The organism is Streptococcus halotolerans (genome assembly GCF_001598035.1).
GTDB lineage: Bacteria > Bacillota > Bacilli > Lactobacillales > Streptococcaceae > Streptococcus > Streptococcus halotolerans.
In genome coordinates this window covers 687,047-713,895 of record NZ_CP014835.1, presented here as the reverse complement: position 1 = coordinate 713,895, position 26,849 = coordinate 687,047, and the positions used below count along the sequence as shown (strand labels likewise).

23 protein-coding genes are annotated in these 26,849 nt (G+C 39.4%); 17 read left to right on the top strand and 6 right to left on the bottom strand.

What is annotated here, in order from left to right:
- Nucleotides 1-2 precede the first annotated feature (2 nt).
- Nucleotides 3-188, top strand: coding sequence for a hypothetical protein (locus A2G56_RS03200; RefSeq protein ID WP_062708940.1), 186 nt, complete (start codon nt 3-5; stop codon nt 186-188).
- 526 nt (nt 189-714) lie between these two features.
- Here A2G56_RS03200 and A2G56_RS03195 read toward each other — a convergent pair.
- Nucleotides 715-2,382, bottom strand: a complete 1,668-nt coding sequence (locus A2G56_RS03195) for an Rqc2 family fibronectin-binding protein (protein WP_062708937.1) — start codon at nt 2,380-2,382, stop codon at nt 715-717.
- A 397-nt stretch (nt 2,383-2,779) separates the two neighbouring features.
- Here A2G56_RS03195 and trpX point away from each other — a divergent pair, with 397 nt between their 5' ends.
- From trpX to A2G56_RS03160, 7 genes are all read left to right on the top strand, one after another.
- Nucleotides 2,780-3,790 carry a tryptophan ABC transporter substrate-binding protein gene (trpX, locus tag A2G56_RS03190; RefSeq protein WP_062708934.1) on the top strand — a complete coding sequence of 337 codons (1,011 nt, stop codon included), beginning with the start codon at nt 2,780-2,782 and terminating at the stop codon, nt 3,788-3,790.
- 37 nt (nt 3,791-3,827) lie between these two features.
- A complete protein-coding gene (locus tag A2G56_RS03185; protein ID WP_062708930.1) occupies nt 3,828-4,697 on the top strand; it encodes an ABC transporter permease in 870 nt (289 codons plus the stop codon).
- Nucleotides 4,694-5,452 (top strand): ABC transporter ATP-binding protein, encoded by a 759-nt coding sequence (locus tag A2G56_RS03180; RefSeq protein WP_062708927.1) that lies wholly within the window; start codon nt 4,694-4,696, stop codon nt 5,450-5,452. The genes A2G56_RS03185 and A2G56_RS03180 overlap by 4 nt, the downstream gene beginning before the upstream one ends.
- Before the next feature lie 392 nt (nt 5,453-5,844).
- Nucleotides 5,845-7,506 (top strand): ribonuclease J, encoded by a 1,662-nt coding sequence (locus A2G56_RS03175; protein WP_062708924.1) that lies wholly within the window; start codon nt 5,845-5,847, stop codon nt 7,504-7,506.
- A 66-nt stretch (nt 7,507-7,572) separates the two neighbouring features.
- On the top strand, nt 7,573-8,355 hold the full coding sequence (locus A2G56_RS03170; RefSeq protein ID WP_062708921.1) for an alpha/beta hydrolase: 783 nt from the start codon (nt 7,573-7,575) through the stop codon (nt 8,353-8,355).
- 124 nt (nt 8,356-8,479) lie between these two features.
- Nucleotides 8,480-9,220 (top strand): matrixin family metalloprotease, encoded by a 741-nt coding sequence (locus tag A2G56_RS03165; protein WP_062708918.1) that lies wholly within the window; start codon nt 8,480-8,482, stop codon nt 9,218-9,220.
- Nucleotides 9,221-9,337: 117 nt separating this feature from the next.
- Nucleotides 9,338-11,257 (top strand): ABC-F family ATP-binding cassette domain-containing protein, encoded by a 1,920-nt coding sequence (locus A2G56_RS03160; protein ID WP_062708915.1) that lies wholly within the window; start codon nt 9,338-9,340, stop codon nt 11,255-11,257.
- A gap of 447 nt (nt 11,258-11,704) precedes the next feature.
- Here A2G56_RS03160 and gatD read toward each other — a convergent pair whose 3' ends face one another.
- A complete protein-coding gene (gene gatD / locus A2G56_RS03155; protein ID WP_062708912.1) occupies nt 11,705-12,493 on the bottom strand; it encodes a lipid II isoglutaminyl synthase subunit GatD in 789 nt (262 codons plus the stop codon).
- Nucleotides 12,493-13,836: a lipid II isoglutaminyl synthase subunit MurT gene (gene murT / locus A2G56_RS03150; RefSeq protein WP_062708910.1), complete on the bottom strand. Its 1,344-nt coding sequence runs from the start codon at nt 13,834-13,836 to the stop codon at nt 12,493-12,495. Before murT ends, gatD begins: the two co-directional genes overlap by 1 nt.
- Nucleotides 13,837-13,935: 99 nt before the next feature.
- On the opposite strand from murT, the gene cdaA reads away from it, so the two are divergent.
- The 5 genes from cdaA to A2G56_RS03125 all read left to right on the top strand — a co-directional run bounded on the left by cdaA (nt 13,936) and on the right by A2G56_RS03125 (nt 18,308).
- Nucleotides 13,936-14,790 carry a diadenylate cyclase CdaA gene (gene cdaA, locus A2G56_RS03145; RefSeq protein WP_062708906.1) on the top strand — a complete coding sequence of 285 codons (855 nt, stop codon included), beginning with the start codon at nt 13,936-13,938 and terminating at the stop codon, nt 14,788-14,790.
- The gene (locus tag A2G56_RS03140; protein WP_062708903.1) at nt 14,787-15,746 is read left to right on the top strand and encodes a CdaR family protein; all 960 of its coding nucleotides are present in this window, start codon (nt 14,787-14,789) and stop codon (nt 15,744-15,746) included. Before cdaA ends, A2G56_RS03140 begins: the two co-directional genes overlap by 4 nt.
- Nucleotides 15,747-15,796: 50 nt before the next feature.
- Nucleotides 15,797-17,149 (top strand): phosphoglucosamine mutase, encoded by a 1,353-nt coding sequence (gene glmM, locus A2G56_RS03135; RefSeq protein ID WP_062708900.1) that lies wholly within the window; start codon nt 15,797-15,799, stop codon nt 17,147-17,149.
- A 72-nt stretch (nt 17,150-17,221) separates the two neighbouring features.
- Complete coding sequence (locus tag A2G56_RS03130) at nt 17,222-17,590, top strand: iron chaperone (RefSeq protein ID WP_062708897.1); 369 nt, start codon at nt 17,222-17,224, stop codon at nt 17,588-17,590.
- On the top strand, nt 17,580-18,308 hold the full coding sequence (locus A2G56_RS03125; protein WP_062708894.1) for a pseudouridine synthase: 729 nt from the start codon (nt 17,580-17,582) through the stop codon (nt 18,306-18,308). Before A2G56_RS03130 ends, A2G56_RS03125 begins: the two co-directional genes overlap by 11 nt.
- A 47-nt stretch (nt 18,309-18,355) precedes the next feature.
- On the opposite strand, the gene A2G56_RS03120 is transcribed toward A2G56_RS03125, so the two are convergent.
- Nucleotides 18,356-19,597 carry an aminopeptidase gene (locus tag A2G56_RS03120; RefSeq protein WP_062708891.1) on the bottom strand — a complete coding sequence of 414 codons (1,242 nt, stop codon included), beginning with the start codon at nt 19,595-19,597 and terminating at the stop codon, nt 18,356-18,358.
- A 164-nt stretch (nt 19,598-19,761) separates the two neighbouring features.
- Here A2G56_RS03120 and A2G56_RS10080 point away from each other — a divergent pair, with 164 nt between their 5' ends.
- The 3 genes from A2G56_RS10080 (at nt 19,762) to A2G56_RS10430 (ending at nt 21,747) form a co-directional block, all read left to right on the top strand.
- Entirely contained in the window at nt 19,762-19,893 is a 132-nt protein-coding gene (locus tag A2G56_RS10080) for a DUF4044 domain-containing protein (protein WP_018379768.1), read from the top strand.
- Between the two features lie 45 nt (nt 19,894-19,938).
- On the top strand, nt 19,939-21,252 hold the full coding sequence (gene obgE, locus A2G56_RS03115) for a GTPase ObgE (RefSeq protein ID WP_062708888.1): 1,314 nt from the start codon (nt 19,939-19,941) through the stop codon (nt 21,250-21,252).
- Between the two features lie 327 nt (nt 21,253-21,579).
- The gene (locus A2G56_RS10430; RefSeq protein WP_099091455.1) at nt 21,580-21,747 is read left to right on the top strand and encodes a hypothetical protein; all 168 of its coding nucleotides are present in this window, start codon (nt 21,580-21,582) and stop codon (nt 21,745-21,747) included.
- 924 nt (nt 21,748-22,671) lie between these two features.
- Here the strand turns inward: A2G56_RS10430 and A2G56_RS03110 are convergent.
- Nucleotides 22,672-24,429, bottom strand: a complete 1,758-nt coding sequence (locus tag A2G56_RS03110; RefSeq protein ID WP_062708885.1) for a glycerophosphodiester phosphodiesterase — start codon at nt 24,427-24,429, stop codon at nt 22,672-22,674.
- 60 nt (nt 24,430-24,489) lie between these two features.
- A complete protein-coding gene (locus A2G56_RS03105) occupies nt 24,490-25,998 on the bottom strand; it encodes an ATP-binding cassette domain-containing protein (protein WP_062708882.1) in 1,509 nt (502 codons plus the stop codon).
- A gap of 342 nt (nt 25,999-26,340) precedes the next feature.
- Here A2G56_RS03105 and A2G56_RS03100 point away from each other — a divergent pair, with 342 nt between their 5' ends.
- Nucleotides 26,341-26,847, top strand: a complete 507-nt coding sequence (locus A2G56_RS03100) for a P-loop NTPase family protein (protein WP_237334434.1) — start codon at nt 26,341-26,343, stop codon at nt 26,845-26,847.
- Nucleotides 26,848-26,849 lie beyond the last annotated feature (2 nt).

Here is a 26,849-nt window from a genome sequence, read left to right as displayed (position 1 = left end):
TGATGACACAACCTATCGTTCCTTTGGAAACGCCACAAACTCGTCGCTTTGAGAAGAAAAAGAAAAACGAGATAATGCTGAAAATGCGTATTGGAAAAGTTGAACTAAGCTTGTTCCAATCGCTTCATCAAGAAACACTGGAAACTATTTTAGATAAGGTATTGCTCTATGTCGATTCATCTCAGTGATTTAGGAAAGGTTTGCCTTGTTTGTGGTAAAACAGATAATCCTGCTGCGTCTCACTTAGTTGGATGAACATAAGCAAGTGCTTCTGGTTTAATACCTGAAAGAAACGGATACTAATTTAAAATTAAAAATAGTGGAAATCCGGTTTCTGTGTACAATCGATTTTGTCAGGAAAGAATGACTTATTTTGTTACAACATTTTGTTAAGTATGACTTCAACTTGATCGAGCCTATTGTCAATGGTAGATCATTGATGCTTTTGTTTTCAAAATGACGTGCTTTTGGTCTTCCTAAAGTGACGTTAGGATGAGGCATAAAAATCCTATCTTTTCTGTTTTCTAATAGAAGCATAGGAGAAGATGGACTAAGATTAAGGAGCTAGAGGCTTACGTAGTTACCAACCTCTCTTTAAGAGGTATGTGACGAGTCAAGAGAAAGAGCTTGGACAAGGAAAAAGCCAGCATCTTTAGACACTGGCTGGTATTTTGAGTATATTCCCTATGTTCAAATTACCCATTTGATGAAAGGTTACGATTGTCTCGGCATTTTCATGCTTTGGATTTTCTCTTCAGTTGGGGTTACCCTAAGTGTTTTTTGTCCGGTATAGGTTACAAATCCTGGTTTGGCAGCTGTTGGTTTATGCAATTTTTTGGCTTCAATCATGTCTACCTGTACTAAATTAGACAAACGAGCCTTGGAATAATAAGCGGCTAACTCAGCAGCATCTGTTTTGACATCATCACTTGGGTCAAGGTTATCCTTAATTAAAACATGACTACCTGGAATGTCTTTAGCGTGGAACCACAGTTCCCCTTTTTTAGCCATTTTAAAGGTCAATTCTTCATTTTGGAGATTATTTCGACCAACCATAATGATGGTTTGTCCATCAGAAGCCAGGTATTGCTCGGGTTTTTTACGCTTATGACGTTTGTCAGTAGAACGACGTCTCATAAAACCAAACTCAATCAACTCTTCACGAATATCACCAATGTCATCCATGGTCGCCTGAGATAGATTGACATCGACACTTTCAAAATAAGCAATACTTTGTTTGGTCTCTTCAATCAAACCTTTGAGGTGTTTTACAGCCTCCTTGAGTTTTTGATATTTTTTAAAATATCGTTGAGCATTTTGATTAGGACTTAGGGTAAGGTCTAGAGCGATGGTAATGGGTTCACCTGTGTAGTAATTATCTAGGGTCACCGAATCTTTATCATTAGGAACCATGGCCATATAAGTGGTTAGAAGCTCTCCTTTTTGGCGGAAATCTTCCGCAGATTCAGTTGCTGCTAATTCAGCTTCTTGTTTAACGAGTTTTTTACGATTTTTTTCCAATTCATTTTGTACGCGATGGATTAAATCGCTGGCTTGCTGGCTGATACGATCTTGTTCTGCCTTTTCTTGGTAGAAGTGGTCCATCAATTCTGATAAACTATCAAAAAATTGGCTCGAATCGGAAAAAGCTACCGCTGAGAATGATTTTTGGGTTAAGTTTGGCTGACATTCTTGAGCAAAAAAGGTACGGAAGGTCTTAAGTTTCTGGTCAGCGTTAGTGAGTTTTTCGGATAATGCTTTTGCCGTATCACGACCTAGACCTTGAAAGGCTTGCTGCAAGTTTTTGACAGATAAGTCAGTTGTTTGGAGAATTTCAAACAACTTGCTATCTTCAACGGTGAAAGGATTCAAGGCGTCTGTCTTTGGAGGGGCAATGTAGCTTGATCCTGGTAAAATGGTGCGATAAGAGTTTTGCGAAAAGCCAACGTGTTTGATAGACTCGATGATTTTGCTTTCATTTTTATCAATTAAGATGATGTTGCTGTGTTTGCCCATGATTTCGATGACCAGAGTTACTTTAACGTGATCTCCGATTTCATTTTTATTAGAAACAGCGATTTCTAAAATCCGGTCATTTTCAATCTGAGTAACCGCTTCAATGACAGCTCCTTGCAGATACTTACGCATAATCATCGTATAAGTATTTGGATTTTGCGGATTTTGAAAATCTGCCTTTGTGGTCTGAACCCGTCCAAAAACGGGATGGGCGGACAGGAGCAACTTGTAATTTTGACGATTGTTGCGAATCGTTAGGACCAACTCACGGTCAAAAGGCTGGTTAACTTTTTGAATCCGTCCGTGTAAGATGGATTCTTGTAATTCTTTGGTTAAATGATGTAAAAAAAAGCCGTCGAAAGACATGGTTATCAATCTCCTAATATCAGTGTATTATTAAATAGTCACTCGTTTTACTACCGTTTCAGTGAGTCAGTTTATTATACCATAAGTCAGAGGTAGATAAGTTTTTAAGAATTTTTGGAAAAACGTTTGCAATTGTCAGCATTTATAGTATAATGATACAAAATAGATGGAAGGAAGTACTGATATGACAACACCAATCACACTTTGGCAAAGCTGGCGTAGATAAAAGTTGTGTTTGTGTGAATTGGCATAGATACGACTTTTGATGTACTTCAAAAAGGACGGTATCTATGCACAGCTCTATCAGTGATTATGATAAGAACAAGGTGCGTAGTTTTAGACTAGGTGCTTTTCTTTTTGGAAAAAATGGTCACACCGAGTAAAGAGGAGAAATCGTATGAAAAATAAAGCAGTCATCGGAACATTAGCCGTTTTGGTATTGATGGTCCTTGGTTCCATCTGTTATGACTTAGGTCAAGCTAATACCAATGCTGATCAGGCTAAGGGCGAAAAAGTTAAAGTTGGTATTTTACAGTTTGTGACCCATGATGCTCTAGATGCCATCAGTGCTGGCATTTCGAAAGGTCTCGAAGAGTCAGGTTATGATAAGGACAAAGTGGTGATTGATTATGTCAATGCTGAAGCAGACCAATCAAAAATCCAAACCATGAGTAAACAGCTTGTGGCAAACGGAAATGATGTGCTTGTTGGGGTTGCCACGCCAGCTGCTCAAGGCCTGGCTAATGCGACTAAGGAGATACCAGTTGTCATGGGAGCTATTTCTGATCCGGTTGGTGCCAAATTGGTTTCTAATTTAAAACACCCATCAGCCAATGTTACAGGTGTCTCAAATCAAGTACCAGTAGCTCAAGAAGTTGATTTAATCACTCAATTAACACCTAAAGCTAAAACGATTGGTGTTCTCTATGCCAGCAGTGAAGATAATTCACAAAGTCAAGTCGATCAATTTGAAACATTGGCCAAAGAAAAAGGATTAACAGTTAAAAGCTACGCCGTCCCATCCACCAATGAAATCACTTCAACCATGTCTGTCATGACAGGAAAAGTAGATGCCATTTTCATCCCGCAAGATAATACTATTGCTAGTGCGATGAAAACAGTCGCAGCTTCTGCTAATAAGGCAAAATTACCAGTTTACGTTGTCGATGATAGTATGGTTAAAAATGGTGGTTTTGCAGCTGTAGGGCAAAATCAATTTGCTTTAGGCGTTGAAACAGGGAAAATGGTTGCCCAGTTACTTGATGGCAAAGCCGTCAAAGATATCCCAGTTAATGTTATTAATACTGGAACACCTACGCTTAATTTGAAAGTGGCTAAAGAGCTTGGTATCACTATTCCAAAAGAGATTATGGATGTGGCAGAGATTTCGGTTAAAGCTGATCAGTAAGCAGTGATGACTAAAAAGAATATAGAAGGATAACACAATGATTATTTCGTCAATTTCACAAGGTCTTTTATATGGGATTCTTGGTTTGGGGATTTACCTGACCTTTCGAATCCTAGATTTTCCCGATTTAACTACAGAAGGATCATTTCCGCTGGGCGGTGCAGTTGCTGTCACTCTCCTCAATATGGGATGGCATCCGCTTTTGGCAACACTAGTTGCTATTTTGGCTGGGTGTTTGGCTGGCTTGGTAACGGGGCTCCTTTATACGAAGGGGAGCATTCCGACAATCTTAGCGGGAATATTGGTCATGACCTCTATCAACTCAGTCATGCTTATGATTATGGGACGGGCCAATCTTGGTCTTCTCGATATCAAACCTGTCCAGGACTTACTGCCATTTGGCACTAGTTACAATCTCTTAGTACTTGGTCTTATAGCTACCATTACAGTCATTATCTTTTTGATTGTGTTTCTCAACACTCGTTTGGGGCAAGCCTATATTGCGACTGGAGATAATCGTGATATGGCAAAGAGTTTCGGCATTAACACTGACCGTATGGAAGTCATGGGCTTGGTCGTGTCCAATGGTATTATCGCTCTATCCGGAGCGTTAATCAGTCAACAAGATGGGTATGCGGATGTTTCTAAAGGGATTGGGGTTATCGTTATCGGCTTAGCGAGTATCATTATCGGTGAGGTCGTTTATGCTAGCGATTTGACCTTCTTGGAACGCTTGGTGACGATTGTTATAGGGGCTATTTTCTATCAATTCTTGATAACAGCAGTGATAGCACTTGGTTTTAACACTAATTACCTAAAACTCTTCAGTGCTATTGTCCTTTCTATTTGCTTAATCGTACCAGTTTTAAAGAATAAAGTATTCAAGGGGGCTAAAGTAACACGATGACAAAAATAGTTGAATTGCAAAAAGCAACTGTCCGAGTTCACAATGGTTCAAATGATTACAAAACGATTTTGGATGAAGTGGATTTGACTATCTACGAACATGATTTTATTACCATTTTAGGGGGGAATGGTGCCGGAAAGTCCACCCTTTTTAATGTGATAGCAGGGACACTAATGTTAACCAGCGGTAGCATTTTCATTATGGGTGAGGACGTGACCAACTGGACGGCTGAGAAACGGGCTAAATATCTTGCTCGCGTTTTTCAGGATCCTAAAATGGGAACAGCTCCCCGCATGACTGTAGCTGAAAACCTTTTAGTAGCCAAATACCGCGGCGAAAAACGTGGATTGATACCAAGACGCATCCACCAGTTTAAGGATGAATTCCAAGAACTGATTAGCAAAATTGGTAATGGCATTGAGAACCATTTGGAAACGCCAACCGGTTTTTTGTCAGGCGGTCAACGTCAGGCACTTAGTTTACTAATGGCTACCATTAAACGTCCCAATTTGTTGCTATTAGATGAGCATACGGCGGCTTTAGATCCCAAAACTAGTGTATCACTCATGAACTTGACAGAAGCTTTTATCCAAAAGGATAAGTTAACCGCCCTTATGATTACTCACCGTATGGAAGATGCACTCAAATACGGAAACCGTCTCATTGTCATGAAAGATGGCAAAATCGTGCAAGATAGGACAGCTGAAGAAAAAGCAGGGCTGTCGATCGCTGATTATTACCAAGTGTTTGAGTGATGGAAGCAGCAGGACGAACGTATAAAGATAGTCACTATTTCAGATAAAGTATTTTCATAAAAATGGTATTTCTTACGATGGCGTTTTGTTATAATGACAATGTGGGAATACCTTTGTGAGAATGCTAGTTTTGCGAAAATCGTTTAAAAATGCCTGTCATCAGAAAATGATTTCAAGCATTTTTGTCATTTGTGTGTCGTTTGAAAATGGCTTGCAAAATTGAAAAATGAGCCATAAAGTTGTATACTGGAGGTGAGTATGCAACTTTTTTTGCTACTATCTGTAATTCGACTTAGCTTGCTAAGGACCGTTTGATGAAAATACTCTGATAGAGTATAATCATGGGATTTGTTTTCCATGACTGATAACTAATAACATTTTAAGGAGAACAAATGAGCGATATTAAAATTATGGCTTTGGGTGGGGTTCGAGAAAATGGAAAGAACCTTTATATCGCTGAAGTCAATGATGCCATTTTTGTATTAGATGCTGGGTTAAAATACCCGGAAAACGAGCAGTTAGGGGTTGATGTGGTCATTCCTAATCTCGATTACCTCGTTGATCATAAGGATCGTGTTCAAGGTGTCTTTTTAACGCATGGACATGCGGATGCTATTGGTGCGCTTCCTTATGTGATTTCGGAAATGAACGTTCCAGTTTTTGGGTCGGAGTTGACTATTGAGTTGGCTAAGTTGATGGTCAAAAACAATTCATCTGTTAAAAAATTCAATAATTTCCATGTGGTCGATAGTGACACTGAGATTGAATTTGAAGATGCAGTCGTATCTTTCTTTAAGACCACTCACTCCATTCCAGAAAGTTTAGGGATTGTTGTTGGTACTAAAGAAGGCAATATTGTCTACACTGGTGACTTCAAGTTTGACCAGGCTGCACGTGATGAATACCGTACGGATTTTGCTCGTTTGACTGAAATTGGTCGAGAGGGTGTCTTGGCTCTTTTGGCAGATTCTGCTAATGCGACGAGTACAGAACAAGTGGCTAGTGAATCTGAAGTTGGTCTTGAAATCGACCAAGTTATTGGCGATGCGCAAGGTCGTGTTATCGTAGCAGCTGTTTCAAGTAACTTAGCTCGAATTCAACAGGTTTTTGATGCAGCAGCTAATTATGGACGCCGTGTTGTTTTGACAGGGTTTGATGTGGAAAACATTGTTCGAACAGCTATCCGTCTTAAAAAATTGAGTATCGCTGATGAGCGTATTATGGTGAAGCCAAAAGAAATGGTTAAGTTTGAAGACCATGAATTGGTTATCTTAGAAACTGGGCGCATGGGTGAGCCAATCAATAGTCTAGAGAAAATGGCTATTGGCCGACATCGTTATGTCAATATTAAAGATGGTGATTTGGTATACATTGTAACGACACCAAGTATTGCGAAAGAAGCTGTTGTAGCGCGGATGGAGAACATGATTTACAAGGCCGGAGGTTCTGTGAAATTGATTACGCAAAACCTGCGCGTGTCCGGACATGCTAATGGTCGTGATTTGCAGTTGATGCTAAACCTCATCAAACCAAAATACCTCTTCCCAATTCAAGGAGAATACCGTGATCTAGCAGCACATGCAGACATGGCTGAAGAAACTGGGATGTTCCCAGAAAACATCTACATCATGAAACGAGGTGACATCATGCACCTTTCTGATCAAGGCTTTTTACATGAAGGAGCAGTACCTGCAGGCGATGTCATGATTGATGGAAATGCTATTGGTGATGTTGGGAATATCGTTCTGCGTGACCGTAAAGTATTATCAGAAGATGGCATCTTTATCGTTGCCATGACTGTTAACAAAAAAGAACGCAAGATTGTCTCACGTGCAAAAATCAATACGCGTGGTTTTGTTTACGTTAAGAAGAGTCGTGACATTTTACGGGAATCGGCTGATTTGGTCAACACAACTGTTGAAAATTATCTTGCAGAAGATGGCTTTGATTGGGGCGAACTCAAAGGACAGGTTCGTGATGAGATTAGCAAGTTCTTATTTGATCAAACCAAACGCCGTCCAGCCATTTTACCGGTTATTATGGAAGTTCGCTAAGGTTTAATAAAGATAATGATAGAAGTTGAGCTAGTTTCAACTTCTTTTTATAGAAAGAGGAGACACATGGCATTTTTTCAAATAGAATACAGTTCGGAAGTTTTAGGTTTGTATCGACAAGTCGATGTCTTGTATCCAGATGCTGACCAGATTAAGGAAGACTATCGTGATGATAAGGATATCCCTGTGCTTTATCTCCTGCACGGTATGGGAGGAAATCATCGTTCTTGGACATCTCGAACAAACTTAGAGCGCTTGGTGCGTAAAACCAATCTTATTGTCGTTATGCCAAATGGGGACAATGGCTTTTATACCAACACCAAATATGGATCACGTTATTTCGATGCTATTGCGGAGGAATTGCCTCAGGTCATGAAACGTTTTTTCCCTAATATGACTGATAAACGCGAAAAGACCTTTATCGCTGGCCTTTCTATGGGAGGCTATGGGGCTTTTAAACTTGCTATGTTGACCAATAACTATGCTTTTGCCGGATCATTTTCAGGAGCACTAGGATTTGATTTTGATGATAAAGACATGGTTGATGCAGAAGCCGACTATTGGACAGGCTTATTTGGAAGTGTTGAAGAGTTTACAAAAAGTGAAAATAATCTACAAGTAGCCGCTAAACACGTTGATGGTAGTACGAAGTTTTACGCTTGGTGCGGTTATGAAGATTTTCTCTACCAGAACAATGAAACAGCCGTTGCTGAATTCAAAGAAGCAGGATTAGATGTTGACTATCGCAACGACCATGGCACTCATGACTGGTATTATTGGGAAAAACAGGTAGAAGTCTTTTTGGAGATGTTACCGATTGATTATGTCAAGGAAGAACGTTTGTCATAAGAGATGGTTGGATGACCATTTAAAAAGAAGGTGATAGTCTGGTTTTGAGTTGAATTGTCCGAAAGAGCCTGCTATACTAGGAGACACTGTTTTAGGAAATTGACGTAACAGAAAGTATAAGAATATGAAATTTCTTTTGAAAACCCTGATTGCTATACCAAAATTAATTATTTCTTTTGTTTGGCATTTAATTTTTAGTATTGTTAAAACTATCCTTTTCTTGGCCTTAGTGATATTCGCTCTGATGTACTATGCCAACCATAGTAGCTCACCAGTGGCTAATCAACTGTCTAACTTCTTTGAGACGGTAACGACAGTGTTTGACAGTTCACAGTTTGAAAATCCCAGCGAATTGGGCAAGCAATTAACTCATCTAAAGACTGACTCACATCATCATCTAGGTGGTGCTCGCTGGTCAACTAATTCAGCGACGATTTATATTGAAACTAAAAATGAAACCTTTCGTTCGGCCTATCAAGAAGCCATTGCAGCATGGAATCAGACAGGTGCTTTTCATTTCAAATTAGTAGATCAACCAGATCAAGCTAAGATTATTGCTAAAGAGTATTCAGATCCATCAACCCAAGCGGCTGGTTTGGCTAATACTAAAACCAATGCTTTAACCAATCGTTTGGTATCTGTTGAAGTATTACTCAATGCCTATTATCTTTCTGATCCTGACTATGGCTACAGTCAAGAGAGGATCGTGAATACTGCGATTCATGAGCTTGGACATGCTATCGGTTTAGAGCACGATGACGACCATGACTCTGTGATGCAATCGGCAGGTTCTTATTATGGCATACAAGAAGTTGACATTGCAGCAGTGAGACAACTCTATGCTTCTAAACATAAGGCGTCCTAAGACTTGCTATTGTGTTGTTATTCTGCTTAACACGTCAACTAAATATTCAACCAATCATAAAACTAAAAAAGACCTTGCTTTCTTTTAGGAACAAGGTCTTTTTGCTATAATATAATTATGATTATTTTACAAGCAAACAAAATTGAGCGTTCCTTCTCTGGGGATGTTTTATTTGATAATATTAACCTACAAATCGATGAAAAGGACAGGATTGCTCTGGTTGGCCGCAATGGTGCTGGTAAATCAACCCTTTTAAAAATTTTAGTTGGTGAGGAAGCCCCTACAAGCGGAGACATCAATACCAAGCGTGATTTGCAAATAGCCTACTTAGCGCAAGATAGCCGTTTTGAATCTGAAAATACGATTTACGATGAAATGTTAGCCGTTTTCTCTGACTTACGACGCGATGAGCAACAGTTACGACAAATGGAAAGTCAGATGGGGACCTTATCAGGTGAAAGTCTCGATAAACTGATGAATGATTATGACCGACTGTCTGAACGTTTTCGTTTAGCTGGTGGTTTTACCTATGACAGCGACATCCGTGCCATTCTGAATGGGTTTAAGTTTGATCAAAGCATGTGGGGGATGAGAATCTCTGAATTATCTGGCGGTCAAAACACACGTTTGGCTTTGGCTCGAATGCTCTTACAGAAACCAGAGCTTTTGGTTCTAGACGAGCCTACCAACCACTTGGATATTGATACGATTGCCTGGTTGGAAAATTATTTGGTCAACTACCAGGGTGCTCTCCTTATTGTCAGTCATGACCGTTACTTCCTAGATAAGGTGGCGACGGTAACAGTCGATTTGAACAAACATTCTCTGGACCGTTATTCAGGCAATTATTCTAAATTTATGGATCTCAAGGCTGAGAAATTAGCCACGGAAACTAAACATTTTGAGAAACAACAAAAAGAAATTGCCAAATTAGAAGAATTTGTTCAGAAGAATATTGTGCGTGCCTCAACCACCAAACGTGCCCAAGCTCGTCGCAAGCAGTTAGCAAAAATGGACCGTTTGGATAAACCGACAGTAGGTCAAAAGTCAGCCAACATGACCTTCCATTCAGACAAAGTTTCTGGCAATGTTGTTCTGACAGTGGAAGAGGCGGCTATTGGTTATCATGATCATGTCTTGTCAGAACCCATCTCTCTTGAACTTAATAAATTGGATGCCGTTGCGATAGTTGGTCCAAATGGTATTGGTAAAACGACTTTTATCAAATCAGTCATTGGTCAACTTCCTTTTATCAAAGGACAGGCTCGGTTTGGTGCTAATGTAGAGACAGGTTATTACGATCAAACTCAATCGCATTTGACGAATTCTAATACTGTGCTTGATGAACTTTGGAATGATTTTTCAACCACACCAGAACTCGACATTCGTAATCGTCTCGGTGCCTTTCTTTTCTCAGGAGATGATGTTAAAAAGTCAGTTAGCATGTTGTCAGGTGGGGAAAGAGCTCGGCTACTTTTGGCGAAATTATCTATGGAAAATAACAATTTCTTGATATTGGATGAGCCTACCAACCACTTGGATATTGATAGCAAAGAAGTGCTTGAAGAAGCGTTGATAGACTTTGACGGGAGTTTACTGTTTGTTAGTCACGATCGCTATTTTATCAATCGTATCGCTACCAAGGTTTTAGAAATTTCCGAAGAAGGGGCAACGCTTTATCTCGGTGATTACGATTATTATGTCGAGAAAAAGGCAGAGTTAGCATTTTTAGCTCAAGAGGCTGTTGGAGACTTTGAACAAGAGGTAGTAAGTACATCACAGGGTTCTACAGATTACCAACAACAAAAGGCTAATCAAAAAGAAGTTCGTAAGATCGCTCGCCGCGTTGAAGCTATTGAAACGCAATTGGAAATGATTGATCATCAAGAAGCAGATATTACCGAGCAGATGACACAGAGCAATGATGCCATGGCATTAGCAGATTTGCAAAAGGAGCTGGATGCGATCCAAGAAAATCAAATCCAATTGATGGAAGAGTGGGAAGAACTCTCACAGTTACTCGAGAAGCTTTCATAACTCCTGAACTGTTTTCAATAGTGGTAAGAAGAATTTGGATGAAAAATCCAGATTCTTTTTTTGAGAAAAATATACCAAATTGAAACAAGAGAAAAACAAAAGCCCCTCCAGAAAAGTACCACCAATTGGTAATACTTTTTAGAAGTATCTCTTTGATGTGAACTTGGGTTTTACGGATAGGATTGTATTCATGCTTAGCAAAATTCAGAAATAACGGTTTCGTGATGTTATGACAAAAAACTCACTCCTTCTCAACTAAAATCGATTGTATACAGAGACTGAGCTCCCGCGTTGACTTGATGTGTTCATGTCTAGGCTAGATCGGCATTACCTAGTCTGATTTAAAAAATTGGAACGAATTGTTGAAGAGTTGATGAAAGGAATTCGTTAAGTTTAAAAGAAAACAAAAAATCAAAATCTCGTTCTTGAGATTTTGATTTTTTGTATTTATTGTTCAAATGCTACTCTTGACTTAACATCACCGTACTCTTCAGGAACTTCCCGTCCTAAAATAGCTTCATAGCTTGGTAAGGCAAGGTCTTGACCATATTTATTGCGCAGGGCTGTGGTCACTAATCGGTAAGCCAAGTTGGTATTTCTGGATAAGATTGGACCATGGAAGTAGGACCCATAAACATTTTTATAATGAACGCCTTCGCTACCATCTTCTTTATTATTACCATTGCCGTAGATAACCTTTCCTAATGGTTTTTCATCGTCTGAAAGGAAGGTGCGGCCTTGATGATTTTCAAAACCATAATAGGTTTCGTTAAATTCTTCATTATGAATTTTGATATCACCAATGTAACGGTTATTTTCTTGATTGAGCGTATAGTGTCCCATTACACCAATACCATCAATTTTGACACCATTAGCTTGAACATAATATTGTCCCAACAGTTGGAACCCCCCACAGATGGCCAAGATAACTTTATCCTCTTGGATGAATTGGTCAATACTTTGGCGTTTGCTTGGTAAATCTTTGGCTACAATGGATTGTTCGTAATCCTGACCACCACCAAAGAAGATCATATCGTAATCATGATGATCAAAATCATCCCCTATGGATACGATGTCGAAGGTCATTTTGGCACCTAATTTCTCTCCAACATATTTCATCATAAGGATATTACCGTTATCTCCGTAGGTATTTAGAAGATTGCCGTAGAGATGAGCAATCGTTAAATCATAATCATAATTTTGATTTTGGGGAGATTGTAAAGAGGTATAAACCATTAGTTCATCTCCTTTCCAACAGCTTTTTTAGTGGCTAGGATGTCTCGGAACTCAAGCATTGCTGTATAAGTTGCTAAGATGTATGCGTGATCAGCTGTTTGATGTTCAATCTTGGATATGATGTCATCCAAGGTTTCGGCTTGATGAATCTTATCTTCTGGATAACCGGTCACTCGTAAACGTCGAGCAATTTCAGTTTGGCGTACGCCACCGGCATTAATTTCTGTGATATCCATGTCGTTAATGGCTTCAAAGTTGGCATCCCAGATCCAAGATGTGTCAATACCATCTGCGTAGTTGGCATTTAAAAGAACGGATAAGGAGAATGAATAATCTGCTAATTTAATCATCTCGAGAGCTTGACTAGCTCCCACAGGATTTTTAATGAGGACTAAGGTACATGATTTATCACCGATTTTGAATGTTTCTTGTCGTCCAAAGACCGCGCGACTCTTCTCAAAACCAGCCTTAATGTTCTCAGGTGAAACGCCAAAGTACTCGGCAACTGAGACGGCAGCAAGAGCGTTATAGATGTTGTACAAGCCGCCAACATTGATTTTGTAATCCTGTCCATCAATGACAAACTCAGATGTTGTATTGGTAATGTTGGTTAAGGCTGTCAGTTTGTAGTCTAGTTGCGGACGCTTGAAGTCACAGTTGAGGCAGACATAATCACCAAGATTAGCGTAAGTGTTCATCTTATACTGTAAAATGTGCTCACATTTTGGACAGACAATACCTTCTGTATTGTAGTGGGTTAACTGTGGTTCGTGGGACTCTGTTTCAAAACCATAAAATTGGACAGGGTTAATCACTTGTCGCGAATGGAACAGAGGACTGTCTCCGTTAGCTAGAATAGTTGCCTGAGGCGCCTTAGCAGCACCTGCTAAGATCATATCATAAGTGGTATAAATCTCACCGTAGCGGTCCATTTGATCTCGGAAAATATTGGTGAAAACAAAAAGACTAGGGGTGATGTACTCCGTAATTTTGGGGAGACTGGCCTCATCAATTTCAAGCACCGCAATTTTCTTTCCAGATTTATTCGGTTTAGCTGTTAAGAAGGTGGAAGTGATTCCAGTTATCATATTGGCACCGCTGGGATTGGTTACGATGTCGCCAAAAGCCTCTTTGAGAATTCCAACTGTGAGAGCAGTTGTGAGGGTTTTGCCATTGGTACCAGTGACAACAACAATTTCATAATCTTTAGCCAGATTATCTAAAATATTAGTATCGAATTTAAGGGCAACTTTTCCAGGTAGAGTTGAGCCACGTCCCATTTTAGAAAGAAAAAAATGAGCTGTTTTACCGGCAAAAATTCCCATTTGTGTTTTCATAGTCATGGTTTTATTCTAACAAAAATACTACAAACTAGCTAGAGAAAATGCTATAATGAAAACAGTGTCTATTTAGAAGGTACAGATAAGAAGGAGCGTACCAACATGAGTTTTTTTTCACAGTTTGATGCTAGGTTCTGGCAATCACTGTTTGACAGCCCTTGGACCATATTAGTTAATATTTTAGACGTCAGTCTTGTTGCCTATCTTATTTATCGCTTTATTAAAGCATTGGCTGGGACTAAAGTCATGTCTTTAGTTCAAGGGATTATCTTATTTATTCTCTTAAAATTATTAGCAGAATTTATCGGTTTAACAACCATAACCTATTTGATGAATCAAATTATTACGTATGGCGTTATTGCAGGTGTTGTTATCTTTGCACCTGAAATTCGTCTAGGGTTAGAGAAATTCGGTAAAACCACACAGCTATTTGCACCAGGTTCTTCTGTAACGACTGATGAGGAAAGACTGATAGAAGCTCTGGTTAAATCGGTAGCTTACATGAGCCCTCGTAAAATCGGTGCCCTCATTTCCATTCAAGGGACACAGACCTTGCAGGAATATATCAGTACAGGAATTCCCTTAAATGCAGATGTCTCCAGTCAGTTGTTGATTAATACCTTTATTCCAAATACGCCTTTACATGATGGTGCAGTCATTATAAAAGGTAAAAAAATTGCAGCTGCGTGTTGTTATCTCCCTTTGACGGAATCAACAGCCATCTCAAAAGAATTTGGAACAAGGCACAGAGCAGCGATTGGCTTATCCGAGAATTCTGATGCCCTAACGATTATTGTATCAGAAGAAACAGGTGGTATCTCGATTACACATAACGGACGTTTTCAACACGATCTGAGCAACGAAAGTTTTGAGCTGGTTTTAAAAGACATTCTCATGGCAGATTTAGATAAACCACTTGGTTGGAAGGAACGCTTGTTTGGGAGGCAGAAGAAATGATTAAGAAATTTTTTAACCAACCCATTTTCTACATTATTGTTTCTGTTTTCTTTGCCTTAGTTCTATTCTTTTTAGCTAAATCGACGGCTTATAATGCTTCTGGAACACAATTATCTCGTGTCACAGAGACTTATAGCCATACCATTGAAAGTGTTCCCATTGATATTAAGTATGATACTGAAAAGTATTTTATCAGTGGTTATTCTTACGAAGCGGAAGTTTACCTAACCTCTACCAATCGTATCAAGCTTGATTCTGAGATTAATGAAGATACTCGTCGTTTTAAGGTTGTAGCGGATTTATCCAATGTCAAAGCTGGAACGGCTAACGCCAAATTAAAAGTCGTTGGCTTACCTAGGGATGTGAATGCTACGGTTAATCCGAAAAGTGTCGCGATTACAATTGGCAAAAAAGCTAAAAAAACCTTTAAGGTAAAATCAACGATTCCCCCAGAGCAGGTAGCAGACGGCTATAAGATTGAAAACATAGAGACTGGAATTTCTGAGGTCACCGTCACTAGCAATGAATCCACCTTACAACAAATTGATCATGTTGAGGCGGTCTTGGCATCTGATAAGGTTTTAAGTAGTGATTACAGTGGCACTGTTAATTTACAAGCTGTTTCTTCAGATGGCACTATTTTGCCCTCAATTGTTGATCCTGCTAAAACTCAATTGAAAGTTTCGGTAAAAAAATTAACTAAAGAAGTACCCATTAATTTATCAGTGACAGGTGTGCTGTCAGATAACTTGATAAACATTGGCTATAAGTTGAGTCAGGAAACAGTAACCGTGTCTGGAACACAAGAGGAACTTGATGCTATTGATAGTGTTAAAGGGACCGTAGATATTACAGGGGTTTCCAAAGACGTGTCAAAGACGGTTTCATTGTCTGCGTCGAATGTAACAATCATCCCGCAAACCGTTACGGTTAAGTTGACAGCAACTAAGAAATAAGACATAATAACTTTAAGAAAAATGGAGGAGCGCATTAAGCGCTAAAAACTATGGGAAAATATTTTGGAACAGATGGTGTTCGTGGAGAAGCAAACACAGAGTTAACACCAGAACTAGCATTTAAATTGGGGCGTTTTGGTGGCTATGTTCTTAGTCAGCATGAAAACGAACGTCCTAAAGTCTTTGTAGCACGTGATACTCGTATTTCTGGTGAAATGCTAGAAGCTGCTTTGGTAGCAGGACTCTTATCTGTTGGCATTGAAGTCTACCGACTTGGTGTGCTGGCAACACCAGGCGTTTCCTATCTTGTCAGAACTGAAAATGCTAGCGCTGGTGTGATGATTTCAGCTAGTCATAATCCTGCCCAAGATAATGGAATCAAATTCTTCGCTAATGATGGTTTCAAACTCAGTGATGCCTTAGAAGCCGAGATTGAAGCACTTTTAGATGCTGATGACGATAACTTACCTCGTCCATCAGCTGAAGGTCTTGGCAGTTTAGTGGATTATCCAGAAGGCCTTCGTAAATATGAAGCCTTCTTGGTTTCTACAGGTGTTACCCTTGATGGTATGAAAGTTGCCCTTGACGGAGCCAACGGTGCTGCCCATCGTTCAGCACGTCATGTCTTCCTAGATTTGGATGCTAATATTTCAGTCATTGGGGATCAGCCAGATGGCTTGAACATCAATGCAGGGGTTGGATCAACACACCCAGAAGCTCTTCAAGACTTGGTTAAAGAAACTGGTTCAGCGATTGGCTTGGCTTTTGATGGTGATAGCGATCGTTTAATTGCAGTAGATGAGAATGGTGAGATTGTAGATGGTGATAAAATCATGTACATCATCGGTAAACACATGGCTCAACATGGTCAATTAGCTAAAAATACGATTGTAACGACTGTTATGTCCAACCTAGGTTTCCATAAAGCTCTGGATAGAGAAGGAATTGAAAAGGTAGTGACATCAGTTGGTGACCGCTATGTTGTCGAAGAAATGCGTCAATCAGGTTATAATCTTGGTGGTGAACAGTCTGGACATGTCATTATTATGGATTACAACACGACCGGTGATGGTCAATTGACAGCGATCCAATTGACAAAAGTCATGCAGGAAACAGGGAAGTCCCTGTCTGAGTTGTCATCGGAAGTCACTATTTACCCACAAAAGCTGGTCAATATTCGCGTTGAAAATGGCATGAAAGATAAGAGTATGGAAGTTCCAGCTATCGCTGATATCATTGCTAAGATGGAAGCTGAAATGGCTGGTAATGGTCGTATTCTCGTTCGTCCAAGTGGAACAGAACCTCTTCTTCGAGTAATGGCAGAAGCTCCAACAGATGAAGAAGTAGACTATTATGTTGATACTATCGCTGATGTTGTACGAGCAGAAATTGGTATCGATTAGAACCATAAAGTCGTCAATTGACGGCTTTTTTGGTATGATTGAAGAGATGAAAATAATAGTGAGGTTAAAGCTATGCCAATGCTTGCAGACAGTAAGGCCGTAGATAATTATATTGCCAAGGAGGATGAAACACATCAGCCTCTGTTGAAAGAACTAAGAGAGATGATTAAGACCATCTTGCCAAATGCTTTAGAAGGTTTAGCCTGGTCCATGCCTTCTTATTGGCAAAATACTTACATTATCCACTTTCAAGCCTTTAAAAAGCATGTCAATGTTTATGTTGGGCTTGAAGCTGTGTCTTATTGGGAAGATAAATACCCTGAACTATCATTTACCAAACGTGGTTTTCAGTTGCCCTATGATCAGGAACTTCCAAAGGAAACCATTAAGACTATTTGTCTATGGCAACTACAACAATATGGAGAAAGAGATGAGACTTGATAAATTTTTAGTTGAAAATGGCATTGGTTCTCGTACCGAAGTTAAAGCTATTCTCAAGAAGAAGCAGGTAGCAGTAAACGGAGAAGTAGAAACATCACCCAAATGTCATATCGATCCGTTGGTGGATCAAGTGTTTTATAATGGTCAATTATTGGTTTATGAGACATTTCTTTACTACATGTTACATAAGCCAGCAGGAGTGGTTTCAGCGACAGAGGATGCTCACCATAAAACAGTTGTGGATTGTTTGGATGATCTGGCTAAAAAGAAAGGTGTTTTTCCAGTTGGTCGTTTAGATATTGACACAGAAGGTTTGCTTTTATTGACCAACAACGGACATTTAGCTCATGCTATGCTATCTCCTAAGAAACATGTTGATAAGGTCTATCAAGCAGAAGTGGCAGGTATCATGACCAAGGAAGATCAGCTTATGTTTCAAAAAGGCATTGCCTTAAGTGATCATGTTTGCCTACCCGCTCAGTTAGCTATTGTATCAGTGGACATGGAAAATCAAAAAAGTCTTGTTCATATTACGATTCAAGAAGGTAAATTCCACCAGGTCAAACGTATGGTGAAAGCTTGTGGCAAGGAAGTTATCCATCTAAAACGTCTATCCATGGGACCGCTATTGCTTGATAGTCGTTTAAAAAAAGGTGATTGGCGTCGCCTTACTGAAAAAGAGCTCTCAAGTCTAGAGTCATTCGATGTGACATTATAAAAAGAATCTCGTTTAACCAAGCGAGATTCTTTTTGATATGATTACCTTTAGATTGCCCATTCTCCCTTACGGAAAATCGGAACAACTTGCCCATCTGCAGTGATACCATCAATATCCATTTGATCAGAGCCAATCATGAAGTCAACGTGTGCGGTTGAACGATTAAGTCCAGCAGCTTCGAGTTCTTCATTGGACATCTCAGTACCACCTTGAATGCTAAAGGCATAAGCTTGACCGATAGCCAAGTGGTTTGAGGCATTTTCATCAAAGAGAGTATTGAAGAAAGTCAATCCTGATAATGAAATAGGTGTTTTATGTGGGACAAGAGCGACTTCACCCAGAGAGCGAGCGCCAGAACTTTCTTCGACTAGACGTTTGATGGTGTCTTCGCCTTTTTTGGCAGTAACATCAACAATGCGCCCATTTTCAAACGTGAACTTCATGTCTTCGATGATAACCCCAGCATAGCTTAATGGTTTGGTAGAAGACACATAACCATCGGCGCGACGGTAATCAGGAGCTGTGAAGACTTCCTCGGTTGGCATATTGGCGATAAATTCCTCGCCTTGAGCATTAATGCTACCAGCAGCTTCCCAAAGGTGATTTTTAGGCATACCAAGCGTCAAGTCAGTCCCAGGAGCTGTATAATGAAGGGCATCAAATTGGTATTTATTTAAAATATCAGCTTTTGAAACTAGGTTCGCTTGATGTTGATCCCAAGCTTTAATTGGGTTTTCTTCATAAACACGGTTAAGTTTGAAGATAGTATCCCAAAGGGCATCGACTTGCTCTTCTTCAGTCGCTAAATCAGGGAAGACAAGAGCGGCCCACTCTTTCCCAGATGCAGCTGCTAAATTCCAGCTAATTTTATTTGATTGTGTTGCCTCACGCTGTGCAGCAAGTGCAATTGCTTGAGCTTGAGTAGCTTTTGACAAACGTTCTTGATCAACAGCAGAGAAAACATTTGGATCGGATGACCGGATCACTAAGCGACTAGCTTTTTTCTCTAAGAAATAATTTGATTTAGCCACAAGATAGTCAGCAACGCTTGTGACACGTTCTTCATCAGCGTGTAAGAAGCGGTCACGTGTAATTTGATCATCAATGTAGTCAACAACCACTTCAGCAGCCCCATATTGGTAGGCAAATTTGGTTAATAAACGAGCGAAATCAACTTGATCAACGCCAATTGAAATGATAAGTGTGTGTCCTTTTTGGACGTTAACCCCTTTGGCGATTAGCAATTCAGCATATTTTGCTAAATTAGCTTGAAAATTAGGTAAAACCATAACTATCTCCTTTTTACATAGTAAGTTTATTTTATCATAAAAACGCTTTAAAATCACAATTTCTCGACGCTTCTAAATCTTAGGAAGTGACTGGTTTCAGTTGCTATATAATCTAAATAATGGTATCATTTTAAGAGATAAATTCAGAATAAGAGGTATTACTTTTGGCTTTTGGAGATAACGGACCACGTAAGAAAACAGCATTTCAAAAATTAACTATTGTAGTCGTCTTTTTGATGGTTATCATAACCGTTGCTGGTCTTGTCGTGTCAGCACTAGGTTCATTAGGCTGGTAAGGAAACGCTGTAAAGCGTTTTTTTCTGCTAAGAAAAGAGGAAAATATGAGTATGTTTTTAGACACAGCCAAGGTTTCAGTGAAAGCTGGTCGTGGCGGTGATGGCATGGTTGCCTTCCGTCGAGAAAAGTATGTTCCAGACGGAGGACCTTGGGGAGGTGACGGCGGACGTGGCGGTAATGTCATTTTTGTCGTAGATGAAGGTCTTCGTACCTTGATGGATTTTCGATACAACCGTAAATTTAACGCTCAAGCTGGGGAAAAAGGAATGACGAAAGGCATGCACGGAAAAGGTGCTCAAGACCTTTATGTCAAAGTCCCCCAAGGAACAACCGTCCGTGATGCAGAGACTGGGAAAGTTCTAACCGATTTAATTGAAAACGGTCAAGAATTCGTTGTTGCACGCGGCGGACGTGGCGGACGTGGTAATATTCGATTTGCAACCCCTAGAAACCCTGCACCTGAAATTGCTGAAAATGGGGAGCCTGGAGAAGATCGTCAACTTGAGCTTGAATTGAAAATTTTGGCTGATGTTGGTTTAGTTGGCTTCCCGTCTGTTGGTAAGTCAACACTTTTAAGTGTGGTTTCAGCAGCTAAACCTAAGATTGGTGCTTACCACTTCACAACTATTGTCCCTAACATCGGTATGGTACGCACTAAGTCAGGTGAGAGTTTCGTCATGGCAGACCTTCCAGGACTGATCGAGGGAGCTCATCAAGGCGTCGGCTTAGGAACACAATTCTTACGTCATATTGAGCGTACGCGAGTGATTCTGCATGTTATTGACATGTCCGCTAGCGAAGGTCGTGATCCATTTGAAGATTATCAAACGATTAATAATGAGTTGGAATCTTACAATCTTCGTTTGATGGAACGCCCGCAAGTTATTGTAGCTAATAAGATGGACATGCCAGAATCCGAAGATAATCTTAAAGTATTCAAAGAGAAATTGGCAAAAGAATATGATGAATTTGACGATTTACCAATGATTTTCCCAATTTCAAGTATTGCTCATCAAGGTTTAGAGAATCTTCTTGAAGCAACCTCTGAGTTATTGGATCATACAGATGACTTCTTGCTTTATGATGAATCCGATATGCAAGATGACGAAGTTTACTACGGCTTCAATCCAGATGAACGTCCATTTGATATTTCACGTGATGATGATGCCACCTGGGTATTATCTGGTGAGAAATTGGAAAAACTCTTTGCCATGACGAATTTGGAACGCGACGAATCCCTTATGAAATTTGCACGTCAACTGCGTGGTATGGGTGTCGACGATGCTCTTCGCCAACGTGGCGCTAAAGATGGTGATATTGTCCGTATCGGTAACTTTGAATTTGAATTTGTAGATTAGAAAACAAAGACCGTTAACTGTTCATCGTCACTTACAGCTGTGACAATTCGAAATTGACATTCTAAGAAAAATGCCCACTAAGATGTTACACTAGGTTAGCTTTCTTAGAGGTTTTGTTGCCGAGGTCAGTTGTAAATACTCCCTAGCTTGGAGACGATAACATAGATAGCTTTTTTCGTATCGCACCCTGGACTATCTGGAAACAGCAATGTAGGCAGTCGAAGTTATGGGAATTTCTGTAATGTATATGCGATGATCAAGGAAATGTAGCTAAATGGTCTATCGTCTCAAAACTAGAACTCAAAAAATCATTTACGGGAGGTTGTCATGGGAGATAAACCCATATCTTTTAAAGATAAGGATGGTCATTTTGTTTCGGCGGCCGATGTTTGGAATGCTGCTAAACTAGAAGAACTGTTCAACCAACTTAATCCAAATCGAAAATTACGCTTAGAGCGTGAGCGAAAAGCCAAAGAAACAGAATTAAATCAATAACAAAGGCTCATTGTTAACTGCAGTGGGTGACTTATCATAAACAACGAGAGAGGACTAGTTTGGTCTTTTCTTTTGTGATATGTTCAAAGCAAGAAAAATCCGTTTTTTGAAGTCACTAGAGTTCCGAAAACCAGCCTACTGTAGACGATAATGGATAACTGATGGCTAAACAAAAGAGAAGACGAGAAGTGGCCCTACTGGAAAAGTAAGTTCTGCTGTTTACATAAAAAAGAGGAATTGTACTCATACTTGGGTAGATTCCTTTTTTTGCTTATTTTGGGGTTATTGGAGTCATAATCCTTTTCATGTTAAGCACAGTGCTATGTTGAAAAGATCCGATGCCCTTGAAAACATCAAGACCATATCTGTGTTTAAATGCTACATTTTTGATCGCTATCTTGTAGCGGTATTTGGCCTTTTCTTTAACATACAGCATTTCCTAATACTTCTTCTGAAAGAGGTGCTGATTACTGTTAAGGGTTATAGCATTAGTCCCTTCTTGAGAACACCCCCCTTTTGAAGGGGTGATTTGACAATGCTTCATATTATAATGGTGGATGTCCTGAGGGTAATATTTTCCCATCATTCTCCCTGTTTTTGTCTTCTTTAATACCGTATACCTCTTTATGATTTCAAAGAAGGGTTACCATTCTTTGAATGTTCAGAATGAAGATTGTCGTGGTTCCTAATATCATATTTCCTTGGCAATGAGAACAGTCGGAAATCTGAACAACGCCTTATGTTGATAACCGTAGGCTACTGTAAAACAAACGATATTTTGATATTGGACTCTTTTAGTTCTAACGATACGTTTACTTGCTTTATATGAAAAGTCAGATGGAAGTTTATGCCCAAGCTAAAAAGCCCTATTATCTCTACAGAGTGGGTTTGTCCCATTATAGAAATGATAGTGCTTTTTTACATTTAGTCTAAATGGTATAATCTCATCAAAAACGTTAAATAATCTTGTGGCTTATTTGTCATATGCTTCTGTTCGTAGCGAGCTTTATTAGGGTAGTCTGTGATAATCCCATCAATAGGTGTTTTTAAGTATCTTGCTAATTGCTTTTGGTCATTGATAGTCCAAATGTATAAATCCTTGTGTTTATTGCGAGCTAATTTAGCGATGTGATTAGTGTATGAAAATTCTTCAAGAGCATAGAAGTCAACCTTATCACTGATAAAGTCTCCAAATTGAAAAGTGATCACATGCCCGGTTTTAAGATCAGGGCGTTTTTTCTCAATCGTTTCGATAAGCTTTAAATCCAAAGACATGAATTGATTTTGGGGATGGGGTGAAACCTTGCTTAATTCTTTTAGGAAATATTCGGCATAGTCTGGTTGATGTTTCGTAGGTTTTAATTCAATCAACAGAGGTAAGTTTAACTTCTGAGCTTCTTCTAAAAATCTTTGGAAAGAGACGATTTGGCTAGTGTGTTCATTTTGTCTAAGAGTTTGACCGATGATATCCTTTGCTTTGGATTGACTGACTCGCTTGGCTTGGCCAGAAAGACGCCTAAGGTCATCATCATGATTAATGATAAATTGTTTATCCTTTGTCATTAGAACATCAATCTCAACCATATCTGCCCCTGCTTTTTTAGAAGCTTTCAGACCCTCCATCGAATTTTCAACGGCCTTGTCAACATAGCCACGATGAGCGATAATGTTAACCTTTTCTGGGTCCCCATTGCCAAGTCGATTGGCATAGTAAAAGAAAGCTCCAAAAGCAACGATGATATTTAAAAGAAGCAGTCGCACCCAACGGCTTTTTCGACGTTGGGGACTTGGTTTGACGTCAAGAATATCATTTTGTTCAAGTTCTAGAATGAGATAAGCCAAGGAAGCTAGCTTAATCAAAAGACTTGCAGCAAATAGGATTAACCAAGTCAGACTGACTAAAATAGTTTGAGCTAATACCTCTGTACCGCTATTTCCCCTAAAAAGAAGAGAAAGGCTCCCCAGCAAAAGACCTGCTGCTATCATGGATAGCAGTGTAATGGTTCCGGCAATAACTGCCAATCCAATGAGGGTTAGTAAGGATCGCCCCGCAGTCATTTGCCAACTGGTTTTGAGGTTATCAGTGAAAGAACTCTCCTTGCGAGTAACGGTTAAAGGGAGTGTGTAGACTAATCGACTATTGATATAAAAGAGTAGAGCGTAGACGATAAAGAGCCCTACTTGACCAGATTGAGATTTTTGCAATTCTCCAATGATAAATTCAGGAATATAGAGTCTTTCAATAAGAGCGGATGAGAAGAAAAAACGAAGCACTGGAATGGTCATCAGCAGATACGACAGAAAGGCAAAGAAATGTCGTCCCCTGATGCTGTTAATAAAGTTTTTACAATCGGTTTTAAAGTAGTCAAATCCCAATTCTAAAGGAGTATCTTTGTAACGTAGTATTTCAACAAGAAAAGAGAATTCTATAAAAACAAGAAAGGCTAGTACAAGTAAATAAATCAGTAGGAGTAAAAACGTCAATGGATTAGCCAAAAAGCTATGGATATTATCCATAGATAAGCCAGGAAACCCCGAGGTTACTAAAATGCCACGGAAAAGCCAGGAAAGTAAATAAGAGCCACCAATGGTTATAGTTACCTGTAAAAAAGCCGTGCGAAGACTGTATACGATAACATGTTTGTAGATGTCATGTAAGACAGCAAGAAGTTTGATAATCATAGGATACTTTCTGTTGATAGGATTATTCTATTTTATCAGATTGGCCGTATTTGGGAAATGTCATTGTCTTATTTGTTCGAGTTTTTTGGGAGTTAGCTGATAGCTAGTTCGAGCAATTTCTTTAATATAGTTTCTGTCATGTGAAGCGCTAATGATGGCACCTGGAAAGTCTCGGAGTATTTCTCGGATAATGGGCTGACTGGTCGGAGAAAAATGTCGAGTTGGCTCATCTAAGACTAGCACATTATTACCCGCTAAAACCATTTTAGCTAAGAAGAGTTTGGCCTTTTGACCGCCAGATAAGTCTATTAAGGAATGCGAGATTTCATCTCTTGTGAATTGAAGGCTTGCTAGTAGCGTTCTTGCTTTTTCTGGCTCAGTAACGTCAGTTAGAAAGTCAAGAGTAGAAAGATTGTGGTTTAAAAACTCATCATAATGTTGGGGCATGTAGCCCAGGGATACATCTGATCTAGAAGATAGTTCGTTCAAGATTTGTTTGAGAAGGCCAGTTTTACCAACGCCATTGGGACCAGTGATAACTATCTTGTCTTGTCCTTTAATCAGTAAGTTAATCGTTTGACCGGTTTCAAGGGGTTGTTCTGCCCAATTGATCAGGATTTTGTTTGTGGAAAGGGGAGAGATTTCTGAAAAGAAGAGGTCGATAGCATCCATATCTTGCGGAATTTCCGTAAACTTTTCGGCCTCCTTGGCGTAACGTTTTTCTTGGGAAAGAATGGTGTTTAGTTTTTTAGCTAATAAACGACCTGCGACATCATTTTTAGTATGACGAAGTTGGTGCTCTACGCTTTGATGAATACGGTGACTGCGAGCCATACGATCTTGATGTTCCTCTCTTTCCTTGTTGGCTCGTTGCAGTTGGCGTTCAAAAGTCTCTCTCCGATTTTCTGTATAGTCACTATAGCCACCTTTGAAATAGCTAGCGCGCGGTTCGGAACGCTTTTTTAGCAACTCTAAATGAAGAACAGCAGTAGCTGTCTGTTCTAAAAAGGCTTCGTCGTGAGAAATAAAAATAATCGTCTTATTCGATTGAGCAATAAAGTGTTCTAACCAAGCAATACTATCTTGATCCAAGTCACTAGATGGCTCATCTAAGATTAGCAAATCAGGATCCTGTGCTAAAATTTTTAATAATTGGATCTTTAATTTTTCCCCGCCTGATAAACTAGATAGAGTCTGATCATTATCCTCGAATCGCTCTACATCAAGATGAAAACGCTCAGCCATTCTGTAAAATAAAGAGAAGTCGAAAGTGCTGTAGTCTATGTTCCCATAAAGAAAATCAGTTACCCTTTGTTTCAGTTGATCTGAAGTTAGACTTTGTGGTAAGTAACCGATACGATGAAATTGATTTATGATGTTTCCTTCTACATTGATGTAGTCGGACACAGCAGCAGGGTCTATGAGCGCTTTGATAAGGCTGGATTTACCAGTCCCTTCTTCACCGATAATGGCTAGTTTATCACCCTCGTTAACCACCAAATCAAGATTATTAACTAAATCCTGCAAGTCTTTTTGATGGGTTAGGGTAAGATGTTGCGTTTGTAACATAAATGCCTCCTTTTAAACAAGCTAAAAACTCCCTACTTTATCAAGTAGAGAGTTTGAGTATGCAAAGAGACCTGATAGTCAACGAAAATCAAATTAAGACCAGAAAATGCTGCTGTCGATAGAACTGAAGGTCATTCAATCAAGTCAGCAAGGTCTCCATTGACTTTAGAAGAGTACGAAAGATTAGCATTTGAAAACAGGTACAAAAGGGCACACTAAAAGACAAAACTTGATAAAGCTATCGTATTTTGAAACTTAGTGAATCATGTGCTCCTTACCTCCAAATCTTATTGAATTGACTATAGCATATTTTGCAAACGGTGTCAATTTTGGTATGATAGAATGATGAAGAAAATTATCATTATTGGGTGTCCTGGTTCGGGCAAGTCCACCTTAGCCAGAAGATTAGCAGAGCTAACCAAACTTCCCTTACATCATTTGGATTTAATGAATTGGAATGCTGACAAAACCACTGTTGAACCTGACGTTTTTCTAGAACGTCAAAAAACGGTTTTAAAGCAAGATTCTTGGATTATTGACGGTAATTATGGCAGCACATTAGATTTGCGCTTTGAAGCGTGCGATACGATTATCTTTCTCGATTTCCCATTGGACACCTGTATAGAAGGAGTGACGAAGAGAATCGGGACTGTTAGACCGGATATGCCTTGGGTTGAGACAGAAATCGATTTAGAGTTTTTAGACTTTATCAAACAATTTCCTGAGAAGAGCCGTCCTAACATTTTAGCTTTAATGGATAGATTTCCCCAGAAAAAAGTGTATCATCTTATAAGCAGAGAAGAGTCAGAAGCATTTTTACAAAACATCAAAAAAGCCTTCAAGTTATGAAA